This is a genomic window from Kribbella sindirgiensis (assembly GCF_004331435.1).
GTDB lineage: Bacteria > Actinomycetota > Actinomycetes > Propionibacteriales > Kribbellaceae > Kribbella > Kribbella sindirgiensis.
This window is the reverse complement of sequence record NZ_SJKA01000030.1, coordinates 1-17648: the sequence shown is the minus strand read 5'-3', so window position 1 is coordinate 17648 and position 17648 is coordinate 1. Positions and strand designations below refer to the sequence as shown.

The 17648-nt window shown below is 69.3% G+C and carries 18 protein-coding genes and 1 pseudogene; 11 read left to right on the top strand and 8 right to left on the bottom strand.

From position 1 onward, the window contains the following. Position 1: 1 nt before the first annotated feature. Positions 2 to 523 (top strand): DsrE/DsrF/DrsH-like family protein, encoded by a 522-nt coding sequence (locus E0H50_RS40950; protein WP_238151686.1) that lies wholly within the window; start codon positions 2 to 4, stop codon positions 521 to 523. A gap of 23 nt (positions 524 to 546) precedes the next feature. On the opposite strand, the gene E0H50_RS40945 is transcribed toward E0H50_RS40950, so the two are convergent. The 7 genes from E0H50_RS40945 to ppk2 form a co-directional block, all read right to left on the bottom strand. Further along, positions 547 to 1989, bottom strand: a complete 1443-nt coding sequence (locus tag E0H50_RS40945; protein ID WP_131296566.1) for a WS/DGAT/MGAT family O-acyltransferase — start codon at positions 1987 to 1989, stop codon at positions 547 to 549. Then, complete coding sequence (locus E0H50_RS40940; protein ID WP_131296565.1) at positions 1986 to 2861, bottom strand: 2-oxo acid dehydrogenase subunit E2; 876 nt, start codon at positions 2859 to 2861, stop codon at positions 1986 to 1988. Before E0H50_RS40940 ends, E0H50_RS40945 begins: the two co-directional genes overlap by 4 nt. Further along, positions 2836 to 4782 carry a neutral/alkaline ceramidase gene (locus tag E0H50_RS40935; RefSeq protein ID WP_131296564.1) on the bottom strand — a complete coding sequence of 649 codons (1947 nt, stop codon included), beginning with the start codon at positions 4780 to 4782 and terminating at the stop codon, positions 2836 to 2838. Before E0H50_RS40935 ends, E0H50_RS40940 begins: the two co-directional genes overlap by 26 nt. Further along, the gene (locus E0H50_RS40930) at positions 4782 to 5180 is read right to left on the bottom strand and encodes a hypothetical protein (RefSeq protein ID WP_131296563.1); all 399 of its coding nucleotides are present in this window, start codon (positions 5178 to 5180) and stop codon (positions 4782 to 4784) included. Before E0H50_RS40930 ends, E0H50_RS40935 begins: the two co-directional genes overlap by 1 nt. Before the next feature lies 1 nt (position 5181). After that, a complete protein-coding gene (locus E0H50_RS40925) occupies positions 5182 to 5964 on the bottom strand; it encodes a universal stress protein (RefSeq protein ID WP_131296562.1) in 783 nt (260 codons plus the stop codon). Further along, positions 5961 to 6764, bottom strand: a complete 804-nt coding sequence (locus E0H50_RS40920) for a 2-oxo acid dehydrogenase subunit E2 (protein ID WP_131296561.1) — start codon at positions 6762 to 6764, stop codon at positions 5961 to 5963. Before E0H50_RS40920 ends, E0H50_RS40925 begins: the two co-directional genes overlap by 4 nt. 96 nt (positions 6765 to 6860) lie before the next feature. Beyond that, a complete protein-coding gene (gene ppk2 / locus E0H50_RS40915) occupies positions 6861 to 7655 on the bottom strand; it encodes a polyphosphate kinase 2 (protein WP_131296560.1) in 795 nt (264 codons plus the stop codon). Between the two features lie 140 nt (positions 7656 to 7795). On the opposite strand from ppk2, the gene E0H50_RS40910 reads away from it, so the two are divergent. From E0H50_RS40910 to E0H50_RS40880, 7 genes are read left to right on the top strand one after another with little or no spacing between them, the layout of a single operon-like run. After that, complete coding sequence (locus E0H50_RS40910; protein ID WP_475009289.1) at positions 7796 to 9319, top strand: aldehyde dehydrogenase family protein; 1524 nt, start codon at positions 7796 to 7798, stop codon at positions 9317 to 9319. A gap of 5 nt (positions 9320 to 9324) precedes the next feature. Beyond that, entirely contained in the window at positions 9325 to 9672 is a 348-nt protein-coding gene (locus tag E0H50_RS40905; RefSeq protein ID WP_131296558.1) for a DUF779 domain-containing protein, read from the top strand. Next, the gene (locus tag E0H50_RS40900) at positions 9669 to 10682 is read left to right on the top strand and encodes a zinc-dependent alcohol dehydrogenase (RefSeq protein WP_131296557.1); all 1014 of its coding nucleotides are present in this window, start codon (positions 9669 to 9671) and stop codon (positions 10680 to 10682) included. Before E0H50_RS40905 ends, E0H50_RS40900 begins: the two co-directional genes overlap by 4 nt. 12 nt (positions 10683 to 10694) lie before the next feature. Next, positions 10695 to 11777 (top strand): Rossmann-fold NAD(P)-binding domain-containing protein, encoded by a 1083-nt coding sequence (locus tag E0H50_RS40895; protein WP_131296556.1) that lies wholly within the window; start codon positions 10695 to 10697, stop codon positions 11775 to 11777. Further along, positions 11774 to 12052: a proton-translocating transhydrogenase family protein gene (locus E0H50_RS40890; protein ID WP_131296555.1), complete on the top strand. Its 279-nt coding sequence runs from the start codon at positions 11774 to 11776 to the stop codon at positions 12050 to 12052. Before E0H50_RS40895 ends, E0H50_RS40890 begins: the two co-directional genes overlap by 4 nt. Further along, the gene (locus tag E0H50_RS40885) at positions 12049 to 13446 is read left to right on the top strand and encodes an NAD(P)(+) transhydrogenase (Re/Si-specific) subunit beta (RefSeq protein WP_131296554.1); all 1398 of its coding nucleotides are present in this window, start codon (positions 12049 to 12051) and stop codon (positions 13444 to 13446) included. Before E0H50_RS40890 ends, E0H50_RS40885 begins: the two co-directional genes overlap by 4 nt. A 10-nt stretch (positions 13447 to 13456) precedes the next feature. Further along, positions 13457 to 14422 carry an Acg family FMN-binding oxidoreductase gene (locus tag E0H50_RS40880; protein ID WP_131296553.1) on the top strand — a complete coding sequence of 322 codons (966 nt, stop codon included), beginning with the start codon at positions 13457 to 13459 and terminating at the stop codon, positions 14420 to 14422. Between the two features lie 144 nt (positions 14423 to 14566). Here E0H50_RS40880 and E0H50_RS40875 read toward each other — a convergent pair whose 3' ends face one another. Further along, positions 14567 to 15400 carry a sigma 54 modulation/S30EA ribosomal C-terminal domain-containing protein gene (locus E0H50_RS40875; RefSeq protein WP_165547468.1) on the bottom strand — a complete coding sequence of 278 codons (834 nt, stop codon included), beginning with the start codon at positions 15398 to 15400 and terminating at the stop codon, positions 14567 to 14569. Between the two features lie 143 nt (positions 15401 to 15543). Here E0H50_RS40875 and E0H50_RS40870 point away from each other — a divergent pair, with 143 nt between their 5' ends. From E0H50_RS40870 to E0H50_RS40860, 3 genes and pseudogenes are all read left to right on the top strand, one after another. Continuing rightward, positions 15544 to 16413, top strand: a complete 870-nt coding sequence (locus tag E0H50_RS40870) for a universal stress protein (protein ID WP_131296551.1) — start codon at positions 15544 to 15546, stop codon at positions 16411 to 16413. 106 nt (positions 16414 to 16519) lie between these two features. Continuing rightward, positions 16520 to 17371, top strand: coding sequence for a hypothetical protein (locus tag E0H50_RS40865; RefSeq protein ID WP_202868559.1), 852 nt, complete (start codon positions 16520 to 16522; stop codon positions 17369 to 17371). A gap of 19 nt (positions 17372 to 17390) precedes the next feature. Then, positions 17391 to 17648 (top strand): annotated as a pseudogene (locus E0H50_RS40860) (fructose-bisphosphate aldolase); the annotation flags it as partial.

Here is a 17648-nt window from a genome sequence, read left to right as displayed (position 1 = left end):
AATGACCACTGACATGACCACCGCGATCCCGCAGGTCGTCCCGGATTTCGGTGACGAGGCAACCGAAGGCCGCAAGCTGGCCATCATCTGCTCGAAAGGCAACCTGGACATGGCCTACCCGGGCCTGATCCTGGCCAACGCGGCGCTCGGCGAAGGCGTGGAGACGCACCTGTTCTTCACGTTCTGGGGCTTCGACATGATCACCAGGTCGCGGATGCACGACCTGAAGTTCACGATGCTCGGCAACACCGCGACACACCTGCCCCAGGGCCTCGGCGGCCTGCCCGGGATGACCGCGATGGCCACCCACCAGATGAAGAAGCAGATCCACGACATCGGCGTGCCCGACGTACCCGAGTTCCTGGAGCAGATCGTCGCCTCCGGCGGCCACCTGTGGGCCTGCCGGATGTCCGCCGACATGATGCACCTCGACGAGTCCGACCTCTACGACGACGTCGAAGGCATCATCAGCGCCGCCGACTTCATCGAGAAGACCGAAGGAGCGCAGTTGCTGTTCATCTGACGCCTCGGCGGACCGGGAAGGCGTCAGTGGGCGACGAACTTGACCAGCGCGGCGAGTTCGTCGCCCATCCAGTCGGCGATGCGTTGCACGTCGGGCATCTGGTCCCGGTCGGCGACGACTCCGACGGCGAGCCGGTCACGATAGCTCAGCACGGTGAGGTTCAGTCCGAGGCCGTCGGTGATGCCGGCCAGCGGCACGATGGACTTCACCTCGGCGCCGGCCAGGTACAGCGGTTCCTGCGGCCCCCGGACGTTCGAGATGTTCACGTTCATCGCCGGCGTACGCGGCGCCCAGGTGTTGAGGCGGCTGAGCAGTTGGACGGTCCGCACGGCGAACGCCGGGGGGACCATCCGGATCGTGTCGACCAGCGCGTCCGGAGCGGTCGTGCCGAGGTCGCGCAACGCGGCGAGCATCGCCCGGTGCGCGACGGCCAGCCGGGCCGCCGGATCGTCTACATCGGTCGGGATCGGTACGACGACGGCACTGAGATCGTTGCCGAGATCCGTCGAGCGGGGGTCCCGGAGCGCTACGGGCACGACGGCGGTCAGGGACTGCGCGGGAAGTTCCGCGTGCTCGAGCAGCCAGCGACGCAGGGCACCGGCCGACATCGCCATCACCACGTCGTTGACGCTCACCGCGAAGTGATTCTTGACCAGCCGCACGTCGTCGAGTGCCACGGTCGCGAAGCCGATCCGCCGCTGCCGGGAGATCCGCCGGTTGAACGACGTCCGCGGCGCTCTCGCGATGGCGGTGTGCCGGCGCTTGCGTCGTACGAATGCGGTGGTGGCGCCGAGCAGGCGTACTCCGGGCATGGTGCCGAAGACGGGCAGCTCGTCGATGCCGGTCAGCGCCGCGGGCAGGCCGGAGACTGCCCGGACAGGTTGGCGGACGGCGCCGCGCAGGCCTCGGAACAGCATCGTCAGGGACGCGGGTGGCGGCGGCGCGGAGGGGTGTGGCGGTGACGCGGCGCGACGACGAGGCGACGGGGTGGTGTCGGTCAACGCGGTGAGAATCTGGACACCGGCCCGGGCGTCGGCGATCGCGTGATGAATCTTGGTCAGTACGGCGGACCGCCCGCCGGTGAGGCCTTGGATCAGGTACATCTCCCAGAGCGGCCGGCCACGATCGAGCGGGCGGGAGAAGATCCGCGCCACCTGTTCGCGGAGCTGTTCGTCGTTACCCGGCGCCGGGAGCGCGACCTCCCGCACGTGGTAGTCCAGTTCGACGTCGCTCTCGATCCAGTACGGCCGGTCCAGCCCGAGCGGAACGCCGGCGAGCCGGCGGCGGAACGCCGGCACGAGATCCAGGCGTTCGAGCACCAGTTCGCGGAGCTGGGCCACCGTCAGCGCGCCGCCGGGGAGGGCGGTCGCGTCGAGCAGGACCAGGGCTGCCGTGTGTGTTCGCACCCGCTCGTTCTCCGCGGCCAGATAGGTAGCGCCGAGGTCGTCGACCTGCTGCATCGTCATGGGCCCTCCTGGACCGCTCGGTGATGTACGGCGTCCTCCGGCGGACCGAGATACCGGAGCGGATCCTCCAGCCGCCCGCGCAGGAGCTCCGCGGATCTCGCGGCGTACAGACCGTCCTCGATCCGCTCGTCGAACGTCCAGCGCAGTGGGAGGACCTGCCGAATCCGGATCTGCCCGTCGTCGGCGACCGGCGTCGGCCGGATCCTGCCGACGACCAGGAACAACGGACAGTTGCCGTGCTCGTAGAGATGGTGGAAGGCGGCGTCGGTCTTGAGGCTGCCCAGGTTCGAGACGACGGCCGACGCGTACATCGGATCCGAACGGGTCAGCGCGGACGGCAGGACGCCGCGTGCGTCGAGCCAGCGGAACACGGAGACCGCGACGTCGAGCAGCGGCGTGGGCAGGGCGAGGAAGAGCTTCACTTCCTTGTCGACCTCGGCCACGCCGGCCGTGCGTGCCGTACGGATCTCGGTGTCGAGGCTCCGGATCACCGAGGCGAGGCTCTCGCCGGGTGCGAAGCGCCGCTTGATCATCTCCAGCGACGCGTTGTCGGCGAACTCCTTCATCGCACCGAAGGAGAGATAGACACCGTCCCGCTCGTACAGCCGGCGGCCGGCGACGAAGCGGTTCATCCGCGGCCGGTCGTGCAGCAGTGCGGCGAGCTGGTGCAGGACGAGGACGAACAGGCTCAGCCGCGGCCCACCGGCCGCGTTCCACCGCTCGATCCAGGTCTGGGCGGCGGCGATGTCGACGAGTTGCTCGAAGTACACCGTCGACTCGGTCCGGCGGCGCATGATGAACGGCATGATGGCTCGCTCGTCCGGAACGTCGGTGACGAGCCGGCCGTCACGGCGTCGCGGTCCGTTCAGCATGATGTCCTCCCTCGCTCTCGATGGTGAAGACCCTCGAGGTTCCCGAGTAGGGCCGAAGTACCCGCTGATGAGCCTTGCCGTAGTGCCGGATGCGGTACGGACCGGCCGCGTCCGCCGGTACGGTCCAGGTCACGATGGCGATCTGCCCGGAACGGGCCCGGCGCCAGCGGAACGTCGTGGACCAGTCGCCGTCGTCGGCCACGGTCAGCCAGCCGTCGGCGATCCGGCGCTGGATCTCCAGGTAGCTGCCGTTGCGATGCAGGTCGTTGTTCGGGTACGCCGCCGCGAAGACCGCTGTCACCACGTCGCCGGGTCGGTAGCGGCGTCGTGGCTCGACCAGTACGTCGCCGAAGTCATGGGCGGCCGGCGGCTTGTCGCGGGGGATCCGCGGCCGGGCGGGTCGTTGGTGCCCGCTGAGATCCGGCGCCGCTTCGCCGTACGGCATCGGCCGGCCGTCACGCATTGCCTCGGCCAGCTCGCTCGCGACCTGTTGCAGCGCGGGGAGCGTCCAGCGGCCGAACAGGGTGCTGCCGCCTTCGTACTGCTGGGTGTCGTACTCCTCGGGGGTCGTGACGTAGTGCAGATAGCCGTTGCTGTAGCCCGCGACCAGCACGTCGGCCAGGTCCGCGCCGACGATCGAGGCGACCCGACGACGCAGCCGGAGACCGGCGACGATCGTGACCTCGGCGGGTACGCCGAGAAGGTATAGCTGCCCGATCCGCAACAGCTGGACCGGTGCGTGCCGCGCGACGTAGTGCCCTCGCAGGCCGCCGACGACCAGTGCCTTGGGTGCCTGAACGTCGCGCAGCCCTGGACTCCGGCGGTAGATCCTGCGCGAGATCGCGTCCCACACCGGATTCCGGCCCTCGTGGAAGCCGCGGAACGCGGGTCCGTCCTCCTCGCTGCCGGCGAGCGCCGAAGCACCACCGATGGGAGGACCTGTCCGGTGCTCGCGGCCGTCGCCGGTGTGCTCCGGGGCCACGGTGGCCGAGCCCAGGTCCACGTGCGTCAGCCGATGGTCGATGGCGCCCTCCAGCACCGACCCCGGCACGGTCATCAGCCGGGCGGCGGCTTGGTACTGCCGCAGTCCGATGATCCGCGTGTTCTCGACCTCGTCGGCGGTCGGGCCGCGGCCGGGTCGAAGGTCGAGATTCGGGGTGAGGTCGCCCGCGTTGGTCTGCGCGAACGCTGCCACGAAGGCGTGGCGCCGATGGTCCCGGTAGTCGACCCCGGTCACGAGACGTTCCCAGTGATAGGCGGCGTACCCCTTGTTGTCGCCGCTGATCAGGGTGTTCGTGTTGGTCATGCTGGTGTTGTGCACGCCGAACCAGTTGATCGCGCCGACCGGTGTTCCGTCGCGCTCGATCCGCAGCAGTGTCGTCTGCGCGTCGACGGCGTCCGGGAAGCAGCGCCGGTCCGGCTCCGGATTGTTGTCGAAGGCCACTTTCGAGCGATTGGCGCTCGCGTCGTGGAGCTCGCCGTGCGAGAGCGTGAGGACGGCGGGTGCGAGATCGTCGTGCGCCCGGACGACGGCCTCGGTCATCCCGTCGACGATCGCCGCGAACGTCTTCGGGCGGAACCCACCGGTGTTCGAGTGATACAGCCGGTGATGCGAGTAGCCGCCGGGCCCGCAGTGGGTGTGGGTGGCCGTGACCATCGTGTTGTGCTCGGTGTAGAGCGTCCCGTACGAACGCTGCAGCCGGTCGAGCAGCGCGCGCCACACGCTGTCGAACACCATGGGAAGTTCGTTCACGACGAGCAGTACTCGACGGTCGCCGGCGGCATCTGCGATGACGAAGGCACGGGACCGCAACCGCAGGTGAATGCCGTCGCTGCGCTGCCACGACTTGCCGTAGCCGAGCATGCCGGTGTCGGCCGGCTCACCGGTGATGTCCGCGATCCCGCGACCGCACAGGAACATCAGCGGTTCTGGAACTCGTGGTAGGCCGCCGGAACGGCGAAGGCCAGGGCTGGGATGCACCAGAGCCAGAAGCCCCAGCCGAAGAGCAGCAGGGCAAGGTGGAAGAGGACGACCGCCAGGTAGCCGACGAGACGTGCCTTGACCAGGAGAACGGCGATGGTTGCTTCGGCGGCCGCGAGCAAGAGGGCCCACATGGTGGGATGGGCCATGAAGATGTTCTCCCAGCCTCGCTGAACCCAGCCGAACAGGGCGGCATCGGCGAAGCCGTCGTACGAGCTCGGGGTCGCGAGAGCCAAGGTGACGTGGATGGCGGCGCCGGAGGCGAAGAGTGTGGTGAAACCCCAGAGGATCGCTCGCCAGATGGTTGCCGAGGGTATCTGTGTGGCGGGAGTGGTCATGTCAGCCTCCGATCGCGGCCGCGGGGATGATGGCGACGGGGCAGTCGGCGTGGTGCAGGACGGTCTGGCTGACCGAGCCGATGAGCATGCCCGCGAAGCCACCGCGCCCGCGGGCGCCCAGCACGATCAGCGCGGCGTCCGACGACAGGCGCAGGAGGTGTTCCGCCGGGTGGCCGGTGATGTGGATCAGCTCGGCTTCCTGCGCCCCGCGGGCGTGAACGGCCTCGCGGAGTTCTTCCTCGGTGATCCGGTGCAGTTCGGTACCGGTGGGCTGCGCGGCGACAACGCGGACGGCGAGATCGTGCCGGCGTGCGTGCTCGATCCCGAAGTCCAGGGCGCTGTCGCCGGCCGGTGACCCGTCGTACCCGATGACGACCCGGGTGCCGGCCATCGAGCTGAGATCGGGCCGTACGACGACCACCGGGCAGCGGGCGTTCGCGGCCAGGTCGAGGCCCGTGGAGCCGACGAGCGCGCCGATCATCACGCCCAGACCACGGCTGCCGATCACCACGACCGCCGCGGAGCCGGACGCCTTCACCAGCGCCGCCGACGGCGAGCCGGCCTCGATCCGGGAGTCGATGGTGATCCCCGGCTTCAGTCCGCGCGCCTGGGCGACCGCCTTGTAGACGACCTCGCCGGCTTGCGACGGCGGATTGCCCGCGGTGACGGCGTACACCAGGTGCAGTGGACTCCGCAGCGCGGCGGCCTCCGTCGTGCCCCACTTGATCGCAGCGTCCGCCGCGGGGGAGCCGTCGATGCCGACGACCACGGGCCGGTGTTTCATACGAGTCTCCTGGAGTGAACGGGTGCGCTGTCCGGTACGGGGATCCCGTCGCCGGTCGTCAGCAACTCGCGCACCCGGGCCACGAACCGGGCGGCCGGGGCGCCGTCGACGATGTCGTGGTCGACGCTGATCGTCAGCTGCAGGAATTCGCGCTCGACGAGGACACCCTGGAAGAACACGGGCCGACGGGCGGTGCCGCCGACGACGATGCTCAGGGTGTGCAACTGGAAGGCGATGCCCCAGCCCGCGCCGGCGCCGAACATTCCGACCGCGGTGACGCCGATCGTTCCGGCGAGAGCCTGCTGACGGCGGGGGAGTCGGTGCAGCGCCCCGAGCAACGCGACGCGGAGGAAGCCGGGGAGCAACAGGTACGCATGGGCCCACCGAGCCTTGCGCACCGACGGGCTGAGCTGCGGATCGGTCTTGACCGCGTGGATCTCCTGGTGGAGGTCCTCGATGGAGCGGCGGCCGGCGTCGCGGAGTACGTGCGTGAACGCGAACGGCTTCCCGTCGACCTCCACCTCGACCGGCAGCCCCACGTCGACCTGGTCGAAGACCACCTCCCGGCCGCGCAGGTCGCGGTACGCCTGGACTGTGGGATCCGCGCCGACCGCAGCGGCGACGCAGTGGATCACGAACGCCGTGAACTGCTCGGCGGCCTGCCCGCGGTCGAGGGCGGCGCGGGCCGAGGTCACGTCGGCCTCGAAGAGGCCGTGTACGGAATGCCTGCGCCGGGCGGCACGACCGGTGTCGATCACCAGTTGCCGTACCCACGGCACTGACTTGATCTGTACGCCCACGGTCCACCTCCTGGAGCCGATCTGACCTCAGCATCGGCTGACCGGGCCGCCGTTCGCACCGGCCGATCGGTCCCTTCCGTGCGGGACCTTGGACTCTCAGCCGCGCAGGCTCGCCGCGTGGTCGGGGACCTGGGTCTGCATGTCGCGCGGTGTCCGCTCGTAGCCCTTGGACGGCGGCCGCGGCGGCAGACCGAGCGGCGGGCGCTGGACCTCGTGGTACGGGATCGTCGACAGCAGGTGCGCGACCATGTTGATCCGGGCGGAGCGTTTGTCCTCGCTCTCCACGACGTACCAGGGCGCCTCGGGGATGTCGGTGTGCACGAACATCTCGTCCTTCGCGCGCGAGTAGTCCTCCCAGCGGGTGATCGACTCCAGGTCCATCGGCGACAGCTTCCAGCGGCGCATCGGGTCCTCGAGGCGGCTGCGGAAGCGTTTCTCCTGTTCGCCGTCGCTGACCGAGAACCAGTACTTGCGCAGCAGTACGCCGTCCTCGACCAGCAGACGCTCGAGGATCGGGCACTGGTGCAGGAACCGCGCGTACTCCTGGTTGGTGCAGAACCCCATCACGCGTTCGACCCCGGCGCGGTTGTACCAGCTGCGGTCGAACAGGGCGATCTCGCCGGCCGCCGGCAGGTGTTCGACGTACCGCTGGAAGTACCACTGCGTGCGCTCGCGCTCGGTCGGCGCGGGCAGTGCGACGATCCGGGCGACGCGGGGATTGAGGTACTCCGTGACGCGCTTGATCGTGCTGCCCTTGCCGGCCGCGTCCCGGCCCTCGAAGACGATCACGACCCGGGCCTTTTCGACGCGCACCCATTCCTGCAGCTTGACCAGCTCGGCCTGCAGGCGCAGCAACTCCCGCTCGTAAGCCTTCTTCGGCAACTTCGTCATTCCCCAACGATGCCGCAGCTGTCGCCCACATCACAGCGGTCACACGCGGGACGGGTCTTTCGGCCCTACGAGCGTTGCACGGACCGGGGTTCGCTCGAAGGGCAGTTTGTACGACTGGCTCGTCGAGTCGAAGGAGAGGGATCATGCAGTACGTCGCACCCGGAAAGCAGGGAAGTCCGGTCGAGGTCAAGCCACGGTACGAGAACTTCATCGGCGGCGAGTGGGTGGCGCCGTCGGAGGGGCGCTACCGGGTCGATCTCACACCGGCCACGGCCGAGCCGATCACGGAGGTCGCGCACTCGACCGAACAGGACGTCGAGCTGGCGCTGGACGCCGCGCACGCCGCCAAGGACGCCTGGGGTGAGAAGTCCGCGGCCGAGCGTGCCGAAGTACTCAACGCCGTCGCCGACGCTGTGGACGCCAACAAGGAGATGCTGGCCGTCGCCGAGAGCTGGGAGAACGGCAAGCCGGTCCGCGAGACGCTGAACGCGGACATCCCGCTGGTCGTCGACCACTTCCGGTACTTCGCCTCCGCTGCGCGCGCCGAGGAGGGCCGGACGACGGAGATCGACAAGGACCTGGTGGCGTACCACTTCCGGGAGCCGCTCGGTGTCGTCGGTCAGATCATCCCGTTCAACTTCCCGCTGCTGATGGCTGCCTGGAAGCTTGCGCCGGCGTGGGCCGCCGGCAACTGCTCGGTGATGAAGCCTGCCTCGCCGACGCCGTGGTCCATCCTCAAGCTGGCCGAGGTGATCGGCGACGTCGTACCGCCGGGCGTGCTGAACATCATCACCGGCCCCGGCGCCGAGATCGGCAAGGCGCTCGCCACCAGCCCGCGGATCGCGAAGATCGGCTTCACCGGTGAGACCGTCACCGGCCGGCTGATCATGCAGTACGCCGCGCAGAACCTGATCCCGTCGACGGTCGAGCTCGGCGGCAAGAGCCCGAACATCTTCTTCAACGACGTGATGCAGCGTCCCGACAAGTTCCTGGACAAGGCGATCGAGGGGCTCGTGCTGTACGCGTTCAACAAGGGCGAGGTCTGCACCTGCCCGTCGCGGGCGCTGATCCAGGAAGACATCTACGACGCGTTCATCGAGCGCGCCCTGGACCGGATCGGCTCGATCAAGCAGGGCAACCCGCTCGACACCGAGACCCAGATCGGCGCCCAGGTGTCGCAGGCGCAGCTCGACAAGATCACCTCCTACGTCCAGATCGGCCGCGAGGAAGGCGCCGAACTCCTGATCGGCGGCCAGCGGGCGAAGATCGACGGCGACTTCGCCGAGGGCTACTACTTCGAGCCGACCGTGCTGCGCGGCCACAACAGGATGCGGGTCTTCCAGGAGGAGATCTTCGGCCCGGTGCTCGCGGTCACGACGTTCAAGGACGAGGCCGAGGCCCTCGAGATCGCCAACGACACGCTGTACGGCCTGGGCGCCGGCGTCTGGACCCGTGACGGCAACCGCGCGTACCGGATGGGCCGCGCGATCAAGGCCGGCCGGGTGTGGACGAACTGCTACCACCAGTACCCGGCGGGCGCGGCGTTCGGCGGCTACAAGATCTCCGGCATCGGCCGGGAGAACCACCGGATGATGCTCGACCACTACAGCCAGACCAAGAACCTGCTCGTCAGCTACAGCGACCAGCCGCTCGGTCTGTTCTGAGTCCGATGCCGATCTCACGTATCACAGCCACCGCGGCCGCGCACTCGGCGATCCTTCGCCTGTGCGCGGACCGCGGCCCGGTCATGTTCGTCCAGTCCGGTGGCTGTTGCGCCGGCAGTACGCCGATGTGCTATCCGGCCGGCGAGTTCCTGATCGGCGCGGGCGACGTCCTCCTCGGCAACATCCAGGGCTGCCCGTTCTACATCGACTACGCCCTGGATCAGGCCTGGGGCGAGGACTCGTTCCAGCTCGACGTCGCGCCCGGTGAGCCGGAGGGCTTCTCCCTCGCGGCCGGGCCCGGCATCCATTTCGTCACGCGATCCGCAACCTGTTCCCTGAAAGGACAGTCATGAAAGCAGCAGTCGTCACCGACTTCACCAAGCCGCTCGAGATCCAGGAGGTGCCGATTCCCGAGCCGGGGCCGGGGGAGGTGCTGGTGCGGATGGAGACCAGTGGGCTCTGCCACACCGACATCCATGCCGCGCACGGTGACTGGCCGGTCAAGCCGACGCCGCCGTTCGTCCCCGGCCACGAAGGGATCGGGATCGTCGAGAAGCTCGGCGAAGGCGTGAGCGACCGCGCGGTCGGTGACCGGGTCGCCATCGCCTGGCTCGGATACGCCTGCGGGAAGTGCCGTTACTGCATCGGTGGCTGGGAGACGCTCTGCCTCGAGCAGCGCAACTCCGGGTACTCCGTGAACGGCAGCTTCGCCGAGTTCGCCGTACTGCCCGCCGCGTTCGCGAACCCGGTGCCGGACGAGGTCTCGTCCCGGGACGCCGCACCGCTGACCTGCGCCGGAGTGACGACGTACAAGGCGATCCGGGTCGCCGGCGTGGCGCCGGCCGAGACCGTGGCGATCTTCGGCGTCGGTGGGCTGGGACATCTGGCGCTGCAGTACGCGCGGATCGCCGGCGGCGTGACGATCGCTGTCGACATCGAGGACAGCAAGCTGGAGATGGCCAAGGAACTCGGTGCGGATCATGTCGTCAACGCGGCGACCACCGACCCGGTCGAGGCGATCCAGGCGCTCGGCGGTGCCGATGTCGCGGTCGCGCTGGCGGCGAACCCGCAGTCGTTCGACCAGGCGTTCCGGTCGCTGCGGCGCGGCGGGCGGCTGGTATGCGTGGCATTGCCCGCCGACAACGGCGCGCTCAGCCTGCCGATCTTCGACACGGTACTGAACGGCAAGACCGTGATCGGCTCGATCGTTGGCACTCGCAACGATCTGGCCGATGTGTTCGCGCTGCACGTCGCGGGGCGGACCAAGGTGATCGCGGTCGACCGGAAGCTCGACGACGTCAACCAGTCGATCACGGACGTGCTGGCCGGTGACATCCCGGCCCGCGTGGTGTTCCAGTTCTGAGAGGGATCCGAGATGAGCCTGTTGATCGGCTGCCCGGCGGCGACCGAGTGGCACGAGAACCGGGTGGCCGTCACGCCCGAAGTGGTGGGGCGCCTCGGCCGCGCCGGCCTCGACGTCGTCGTCGAGGCCGGCGCGGGACAGGAGGCCGGCTTCCCGGACGAGACCTATGTCGCGTCCGGCGCCCGGATCGCGGAGCGACCCGAGGTCTTCGCCCAGGCGGACATTCTGGCGGTCATCCACCGGCCGGACTTCCGGCGCCTGCGCCCCGGGCAGATCGTGATCGGTCTGCTCCGTCCCGACGACGCTCCCGAGGAGCTCGCGGACGTCACGGCGCTCAGCTTCGAGGGGTTGCCGCGGACATTGAGCCGGGCGCAGTCGATGGACGTGCTCACCTCGCAGGCCAACGTGGCCGGCTACAAGGCCGCCGTACTGGCCGCTGACACGTTCGGCGGGTTCTTCCCGATGATGATGACCGCGGCCGGGACCGTGCGCCCGGCGAAGGTTCTCGTACTCGGCGGCGGGGTCGCCGGACTGCAGGCAATGGGTACGGCGCGACGCCTGGGTGCGCTCGTCACCGGGTACGACGTCCGGGAGGCGGCGCAGACCGATATCGCGTCGACCGGCGCCGCTGTGCTGGACCTCGGTGTCTCGGCGAGCGGGGAGGGCGGCTACGCCCGTGCCCTGACCGCCGAGGAGGAGGCGGTTCAGCAACGCGCCATGGTTGACGCGATCCGCGGCTTCGACGTGGTCATCACCACCGCCCAGGTTCCTGGGCACCGTCCGCCGGAGCTGGTCTCGGCGCAGGCACTCGCCGGCATGGCGGCCGGCTCGGTCGTCGTCGACCTCGGTGCCGGCCCACTCGGTGGCAACGTGGCCGGCTCGGTACCCGACGGCCGGACCGTGACTGAGAACGGTGTCGTCGTCCTCGGCGCCGGTGACCTCCCGGCCCAGGTGGCGCGGGCCGCGTCGTCCGCATGGGCGCGCAACGTCACCGCCCTGCTCGAGTATCTGATCCACGACGGTTCCGTCGTACTCGACCCTGACGACGAGATCACCGCCGGTCTGCTGGTGCATCCGAAGGAGACAGTGTCATGACCCCTGTGCTGCTCGCGGACATCACCGTCTTCGTGCTGAGCGTGCTGGTCGGATTCGAGGTCATCTCGAAGGTTCCGGCGACGCTGCACACGCCGCTGATGTCCGGCGCGAACGCGATCCACGGTGTCGTCGTGATCGGCGTGATGATCGTTGCCGCGAGCCTCGACACCACGATCGGCTACCTGCTGCTGTTCGTCGCCGCGGCGTTCGCCGCCGCCAACGTGGTCGGCGGGTACGTCGTCACCGACCGGATGCTGGAGATGTTCCGCCGATGAACACCACGACGCATCTCCTCTACCTGGGTACGGCGATCTGCTTCGTGCTCGGTCTGCACCTGATGAACTCGCCCGCGACCGCGCGCCGCGGCAACCAGCTGTCGGCGTTCGGGATGGCGGTCGCGATCGTGCTCACGGTCGTCGTGCTGATCGACGACGGGATCATCACCGCCACAGCGGCCGTCGTCCTCGCGGTCGGAGCAGCGGCCGGGGCGGGCGCCGGTCTGGTCGCGGCGCGGCGCGTGAAGATGACCGCGATGCCGCAGCTGGTGAGCCTGTTCAACGCGGTCGGCGGCGGGGCGGCGGCGCTGATCGCGTTCGCGGACGCCTTACCCGAGTCCGTGGATCAGCCGGTCAGTACGACGCTGACAATCTTCCTGGACGTGCTCATCGGTGCCGTCACGTTCTCCGGTTCGCTGATCGCGGCGGGCAAGCTGGCCGGCGTCGTACCAGGACGGCCGTTGACTTTCGCCGGTGCTCGGCCCCTCAACCTGCTGCTCGCCCTGACCGCGCTGGTCGCGGGGATTCTCTACACGACCGGCGTCGGCGGGCTCGGAACCCTCGGCCTGCTGACCGGTGCCGCCTTGGTCGTCGGCGTCCTGATGACGCTGCCGATCGGCGGAGCCGACATGCCGGTGGTGATCTCGCTGCTGAACGCCTGCACCGGTACGGCAGTGGCCATGGCCGGGTTCGTGATCGGCAGTACGCCGCTGATCATCGCGGGCGCGCTCGTCGGCGCGGCTGGTGGCATCCTCACCAAGTTGATGGCCGTCGCGATGAACCGCTCGCTGCTGAACATCATCGCGGGCGGATTCGGCACCGGTGACGAGCAGGGATCGCCGGCTGTCGCGGCGACCGGCACGGTGCGGACTGTGACGGCCGACGACGCGGCACTGCAGCTCGCGTACGCCGGAAAGGTCGTCATCGTGCCCGGGTACGGGCTGGCGGCGGCGCAGGCGCAGCACGAGGTGGTCGAGCTCGCCCAGGCGCTGACGTCGCACGGTGTCGACGTGAGTTACGGCATCCACCCGGTCGCGGGCCGGATGCCCGGGCACATGAACGTGCTGCTGGCGGAAGCGAACGCGCCGTACCCACAGCTGAAGGACCTGGACGAGATCAACCCGCAGTTCGCAGCGACCGACGTCGTCCTGGTCGTGGGCGCGAACGACGTCACCAACCCGGCCGCGCGCCGGCCGGGCAACGCAGTGTCCGGGATGCCGATCCTGGACGTGGACAAGGCCCGGAGTGTGATCGTGGTCAAGCGTTCGCTCGGCCACGGCTACGCGGGCATCGACAACGAGCTCTACACCAACCCGCGGACCGCGATGCTGTTCGGTGACGCGAAGGTCGCGCTGACGTCGTTGGTCAACGAGCTCAAGGCTTACGTGCGCTGAGGCGATCGCCATGAGAGAGAAGTTGACCGACGCCGACCGGACCGCCATGTTGTCCGCGGCGGTGCTGGCGCCGTCGATGCACAACACGCAGCCGTGGCGGTTCCGGTTCGTGGGCCGGACGGTGGAGGTGTTCCGGGACCGGGAGCGCGAGCTGCCGGCCGAGGACCCGTCGCGGCGGATGCTGTTCGTGTCACTGGGGGCGGCGATCTTCAACCTGCGGGTAGCGGCCGCGGCGCGAGGGATGGGCTCGGAGGTGCGTCACCTGATGGATCAGCGACGGCCCGATCTGGTCGCCGTTGTCGAACTCGGTGGACCGTCCACCCCGGCGATGGCCGGGCTCGCGCCGCATCTGACCAAACGCCGGATGAACCGGGAGCCGTTCACCGACGAACTGCTGTCCGCTCAGCTCCGGGTGGAGCTCGACCTGTGCGCCCGCGTCGAAGGCGCTGTTCTGCAGTGGATCGACACGCCGATCCGGCGCTGGTGGTTGCGAATGGCAACGAACGAGGCGACGACGGCGGACGATGACGACCGGGCCCGTACGGCGGAGCGCCGGCAATGGGTCGGTGGCGACCGAACGGCTGACGGCGTTCCGTCGAGCGCGCTGGGTTCGCGGTCCGCCGGCGGAGATGCGGTGGTTCGGGACATGGCCGCGACGGAGGCCGATGCGGCGCGTCCGGTGGCCGGCTTCGAGGCGAACCCCCAGCTGGCCGTCCTCGCGACCCGGTACGACGGCCCGATCGAGTGGCTGCGGGCGGGACAGGCGCTGGAACACGTTCTGCTGGAGGCCACCGCCCGGGGAGTGTCGACGTCCTTGCTGAATCAGGCGATCGAGCACGAGGAGCTTCGCGGGCAGATCAACGATCCGCTCGGTCCGTGGCAGCGGCCGCAGGCCGTGATCCGGTTCGGCTACGGGACGGCGGCGGTTCCGCCGACGCCGCGGCGCGCGATCGAGGACGTGCTGATCCGCGAGTGACCGGGCCGGGTGGTCCGCTGTGACGGGACCTTGGGCCCTGACCGCCGTGCCTCGGACGGGCGAGTCTGGAGTTGCAGGGGAGCTGACCGGCTCGCCGGAAGCGGACCGACAAAGGGTGGCCAGCGGCCACGAGACCCACCGTCGTCAAGACGGACCCGGTCCGGCGAGCCGGTCCCCTGCGGCCCGGCGGAACCCGGGCCTGATCGTGGCGTCGCATCCGAGGAGGCCATAGTGGCCGTCGTAGCGGGCGTAGAGCGCGTGCAGACGGCCGGTGGACTTGTCGGTGAAGATGTCGACGGGCGCTCCGGTGAGGTCGAGCTTTGCGGTTGCGTCAGCCAGGCTTCGCCGCTCTGCCGCGGCGAGGGTGATCGGCGGTGAGGTGATTTCGAGGCCGATCGGGTTCGGCCGGGGCTGGATGATCCGGTAGCGGCCGGGGCTGGTTCGCACCACCATGCTGTCCTGACGGCTGTACTTCTCGCGGAACAGGTGGAACCGGTAGTCCATCGCTTCCAGGATCACAATGGCGTCGGCCACCGTCATCGCCGCCGGACGGCAGAGCTTGCGCCGGACGATACGGCGTACGGACGGCGGCAGCAGCTCGGGCGGCGACGGCGGGGGCGCCGTGGTGAACCGTTCGCGCAGGCACTCGGCCAGCGCGGTCGGGAACACCTGGAGTTGCTCGATGGTGCGCGACGCGAGAAATCCGACGGCGTCCGACATCGTGGCGGCAGCCACCTGCGCCCGGACGCGACGGCCGGCGGTCAGTTGCACGTCGACCTGCGCGACCAACGGCCTCCGCAGGCCCGGCTCCGCGAGCCGGGTGAGCCGCACCCGGCTGTGCGCCGCCCATGGCCCGACGATCGGTGCGAGGTGTTCGCGAATCGCTGTCGCGGCGTCGGTCGGCAGAATCCCGGCGGTGCTGACCGGAATCGACGCGCCCGGCCTCAGCGGCGGCGCGAACTGGCTCTGTGTGCTCATGTTCCCCCCTGACAGCTTCAGGCTGGCAGCTGAAACACGCTCGGGTACAGGTCCGTTGGGCCCCGAAACAGGGCCGTTGGTCCCTGCCGTGCCCGGTGCCGAGCGCGTGACGATCATGCGAAGGAGCTTGAGAGGAGATCGTCGTGGACAAGCCCGTCGTGATCGGGTACGACGGCTCACCGGCGAGTGCTGCGGCGGCACGCTGGGCCGCATCTGCGGCGCAACGCCTGGGTCTGCGGGTCCGGATGATCCACGCCGTGCACCGGCCGGTTGTGCATAGCTCCGGCGGTGCGGCGGCCGGTCTCGGCATGGACGTACTCGTGCGCCCCGCCGAGCAGTTGCTGGACAGGGCCTGCGAAGAGCTGCGGGCAGGCTACCCCGGCGTGCTGATCGACGCCGACGTGAGGATCGGGGAGGCGGTGCCGATTCTGTTGCGGGCAGCAACCGAGGCGTCGCTTCTCGTGCTGGGTTCCCGCGGTTTGGGGGAACTGCGTGATCGGGCCGAAGGATCGGTGATGGCACACCTGGCGACGGGCGCGTCCTGCCCGGTCGTCGTTGTGCCGGAGGGCTGGACGGCGCAGCCGGACCGGCACGCCCCAGTGGTTGTCGGCATCGACGGATCGGAGCTCAGCCGGAAGGCGGTCGCGTTCGCGTTCGCGTACGCCGAGCGGACCGGCGCGTCGGTCACTGCCGTGCTCGCGTGGCGTGACTCGCAGAGCACCGGCCCGGGCGACATGCTGTTCCCGGTTCAGGACCTCGAGGTCGTCGAGGAGGACGGCGCTGCCGAACTGGGTGAGGCGATAGCCGGGCAGGCAGTCGATCATCCTGACGTGCAGGTCACCGAGAAACTCGTCCACGGCACGGCCTCGACGGTGCTGGTGGGCGAATCCGAGGGAGCGGAGCTCCTGGTCGTCGGGTCACGTGGCCGAGGACCTGTCCGTGGTCTGCTGCTGGGTTCGGTCAGCCGGGCGGTTCTGCGCCACGCCGCCTGTCCGGTGGCAGTTGTGCGCTGACGAACGCATGGCCGTGGGGCCCACCGTCCGCGGGACGTTCGGCCCTGCTCAGCTCGCGATCCGTGACCGACCGTGGAGACATGAGGATCGGCGGAGGAGCGGGCTCATGACTGATGAGGGACGGCCACCGGAGCGACTGGTACGGGATGTCCGTGCGCGCTGGGCGATCGCTGTCGCCTGCCTTGCGATCATCGGGCTGGCCGTCGCGATGCTTGTTGTCACCAAGGATTCCGGGCAGCCGGAGGGTACGTCGCCGGCGCCCAGCACCACCGTTACCCAACCGGGGCCGACGGTGACGGTCACAGCGACTCCGACCACGTCTCCGAGGCCTTCGCCGAGCCCCACCCGGATCTTCCGTTACCAGCCGCTGTGGCCGTTCACGTCCGCTGCGGACGCCGCCGCGTGGCAGCGTGCGTACCGCTCCGACGGCAAGCAGCCGTGGCACCTCGACGCAGCGCAGACAGCGTTGGCGTTCACCACCGGGTTCCTGGACTTCGACGAGATCGACCTGGTGGTAGCGAAGTCGGTCCGCGGCGACGAGGCCTACGTATCAGTGGGCTACCGCGCCGAGGGCAATCGGCCGTCGGTGGCCGCGGTACTCCACCTGGCCCGGCTGGGGCAGGGGAGCGACGCGCCCTGGGAGGTTGTCGGCAGCCGGGACAGTTCACTGACCTTGACGAGGCCGCGGTACGGCGCAGCGGCCGGGTCGCCGTTGTCCGTCGGTGGACGGATCACCGGTGTGGACGAGGCGATTCGCGTCGACGTACGGCAGGCGTCGTCGGACGCCCGGCTCGGGACCTACTGCTGCGTCGCGGCGGGCGGCGAGAACCAGCCGTGGTCCGCGCAGGTCTCGTTCCGTACGCCGGCGGATCCCGTTGTCGTGATCGTGGCGTCGACCGGGGGTCACTACCAGGGCGTCGAGGCCTTCGCGGTCACGGCGATCCGATCCACCGACTGATCCAGGGGAGATGAGAACCATGCAGAAGCGAGCGGCGTTGAGCGAGCTCGGGCTGAGTGCCGGTAAGAAGGCGCGGTTGCACAGGATTCTGTTCGATCATGGCCTGCGTAACGGTACGGCGTTGTTTCTTCCGTACGATCAGGGTCTCGAGCACGGTCCGCGGGATTTCTTCGCGAATCCGGTTGCGTCGGATCCGGCGTACGTCATGAAGTTGGCGATCGCGGGTGAGTTCAACGGGGTCGCGATTCAGATCGGGTTGGCGGAGAAGTTCTTTTGG

Bases quoted from the DNA above. Each gene is read 5' to 3' on its own strand.
- E0H50_RS40950 (WP_238151686.1), top strand. From the start codon at position 2: ATGACCACTGACATGACCACCGCGATCCCGCAGGTCGTCCCGGATTTC.
- E0H50_RS40945 (WP_131296566.1), bottom strand. From the start codon at position 1,989: ATGACGATGCAGCAGGTCGACGACCTCGGCGCTACCTATCTGGCCGCG.
- E0H50_RS40940 (WP_131296565.1), bottom strand. From the start codon at position 2,861: ATGCTGAACGGACCGCGACGCCGTGACGGCCGGCTCGTCACCGACGTT.
- E0H50_RS40935 (WP_131296564.1), bottom strand. From the start codon at position 4,782: ATGTTCCTGTGCGGTCGCGGGATCGCGGACATCACCGGTGAGCCGGCC.
- E0H50_RS40930 (WP_131296563.1), bottom strand. From the start codon at position 5,180: ATGACCACTCCCGCCACACAGATACCCTCGGCAACCATCTGGCGAGCG.
- E0H50_RS40925 (WP_131296562.1), bottom strand. From the start codon at position 5,964: ATGAAACACCGGCCCGTGGTCGTCGGCATCGACGGCTCCCCCGCGGCG.
- ppk2 (WP_131296560.1), bottom strand. From the start codon at position 7,655: ATGACGAAGTTGCCGAAGAAGGCTTACGAGCGGGAGTTGCTGCGCCTG.
- E0H50_RS40905 (WP_131296558.1), top strand. From the start codon at position 9,325: ATGCCGATCTCACGTATCACAGCCACCGCGGCCGCGCACTCGGCGATC.
- E0H50_RS40900 (WP_131296557.1), top strand. From the start codon at position 9,669: ATGAAAGCAGCAGTCGTCACCGACTTCACCAAGCCGCTCGAGATCCAG.
- E0H50_RS40895 (WP_131296556.1), top strand. From the start codon at position 10,695: ATGAGCCTGTTGATCGGCTGCCCGGCGGCGACCGAGTGGCACGAGAAC.
- E0H50_RS40890 (WP_131296555.1), top strand. From the start codon at position 11,774: ATGACCCCTGTGCTGCTCGCGGACATCACCGTCTTCGTGCTGAGCGTG.
- E0H50_RS40885 (WP_131296554.1), top strand. From the start codon at position 12,049: ATGAACACCACGACGCATCTCCTCTACCTGGGTACGGCGATCTGCTTC.
- E0H50_RS40880 (WP_131296553.1), top strand. From the start codon at position 13,457: ATGAGAGAGAAGTTGACCGACGCCGACCGGACCGCCATGTTGTCCGCG.
- E0H50_RS40875 (WP_165547468.1), bottom strand. From the start codon at position 15,400: ATGAGCACACAGAGCCAGTTCGCGCCGCCGCTGAGGCCGGGCGCGTCG.
- E0H50_RS40865 (WP_202868559.1), top strand. From the start codon at position 16,520: ATGACTGATGAGGGACGGCCACCGGAGCGACTGGTACGGGATGTCCGT.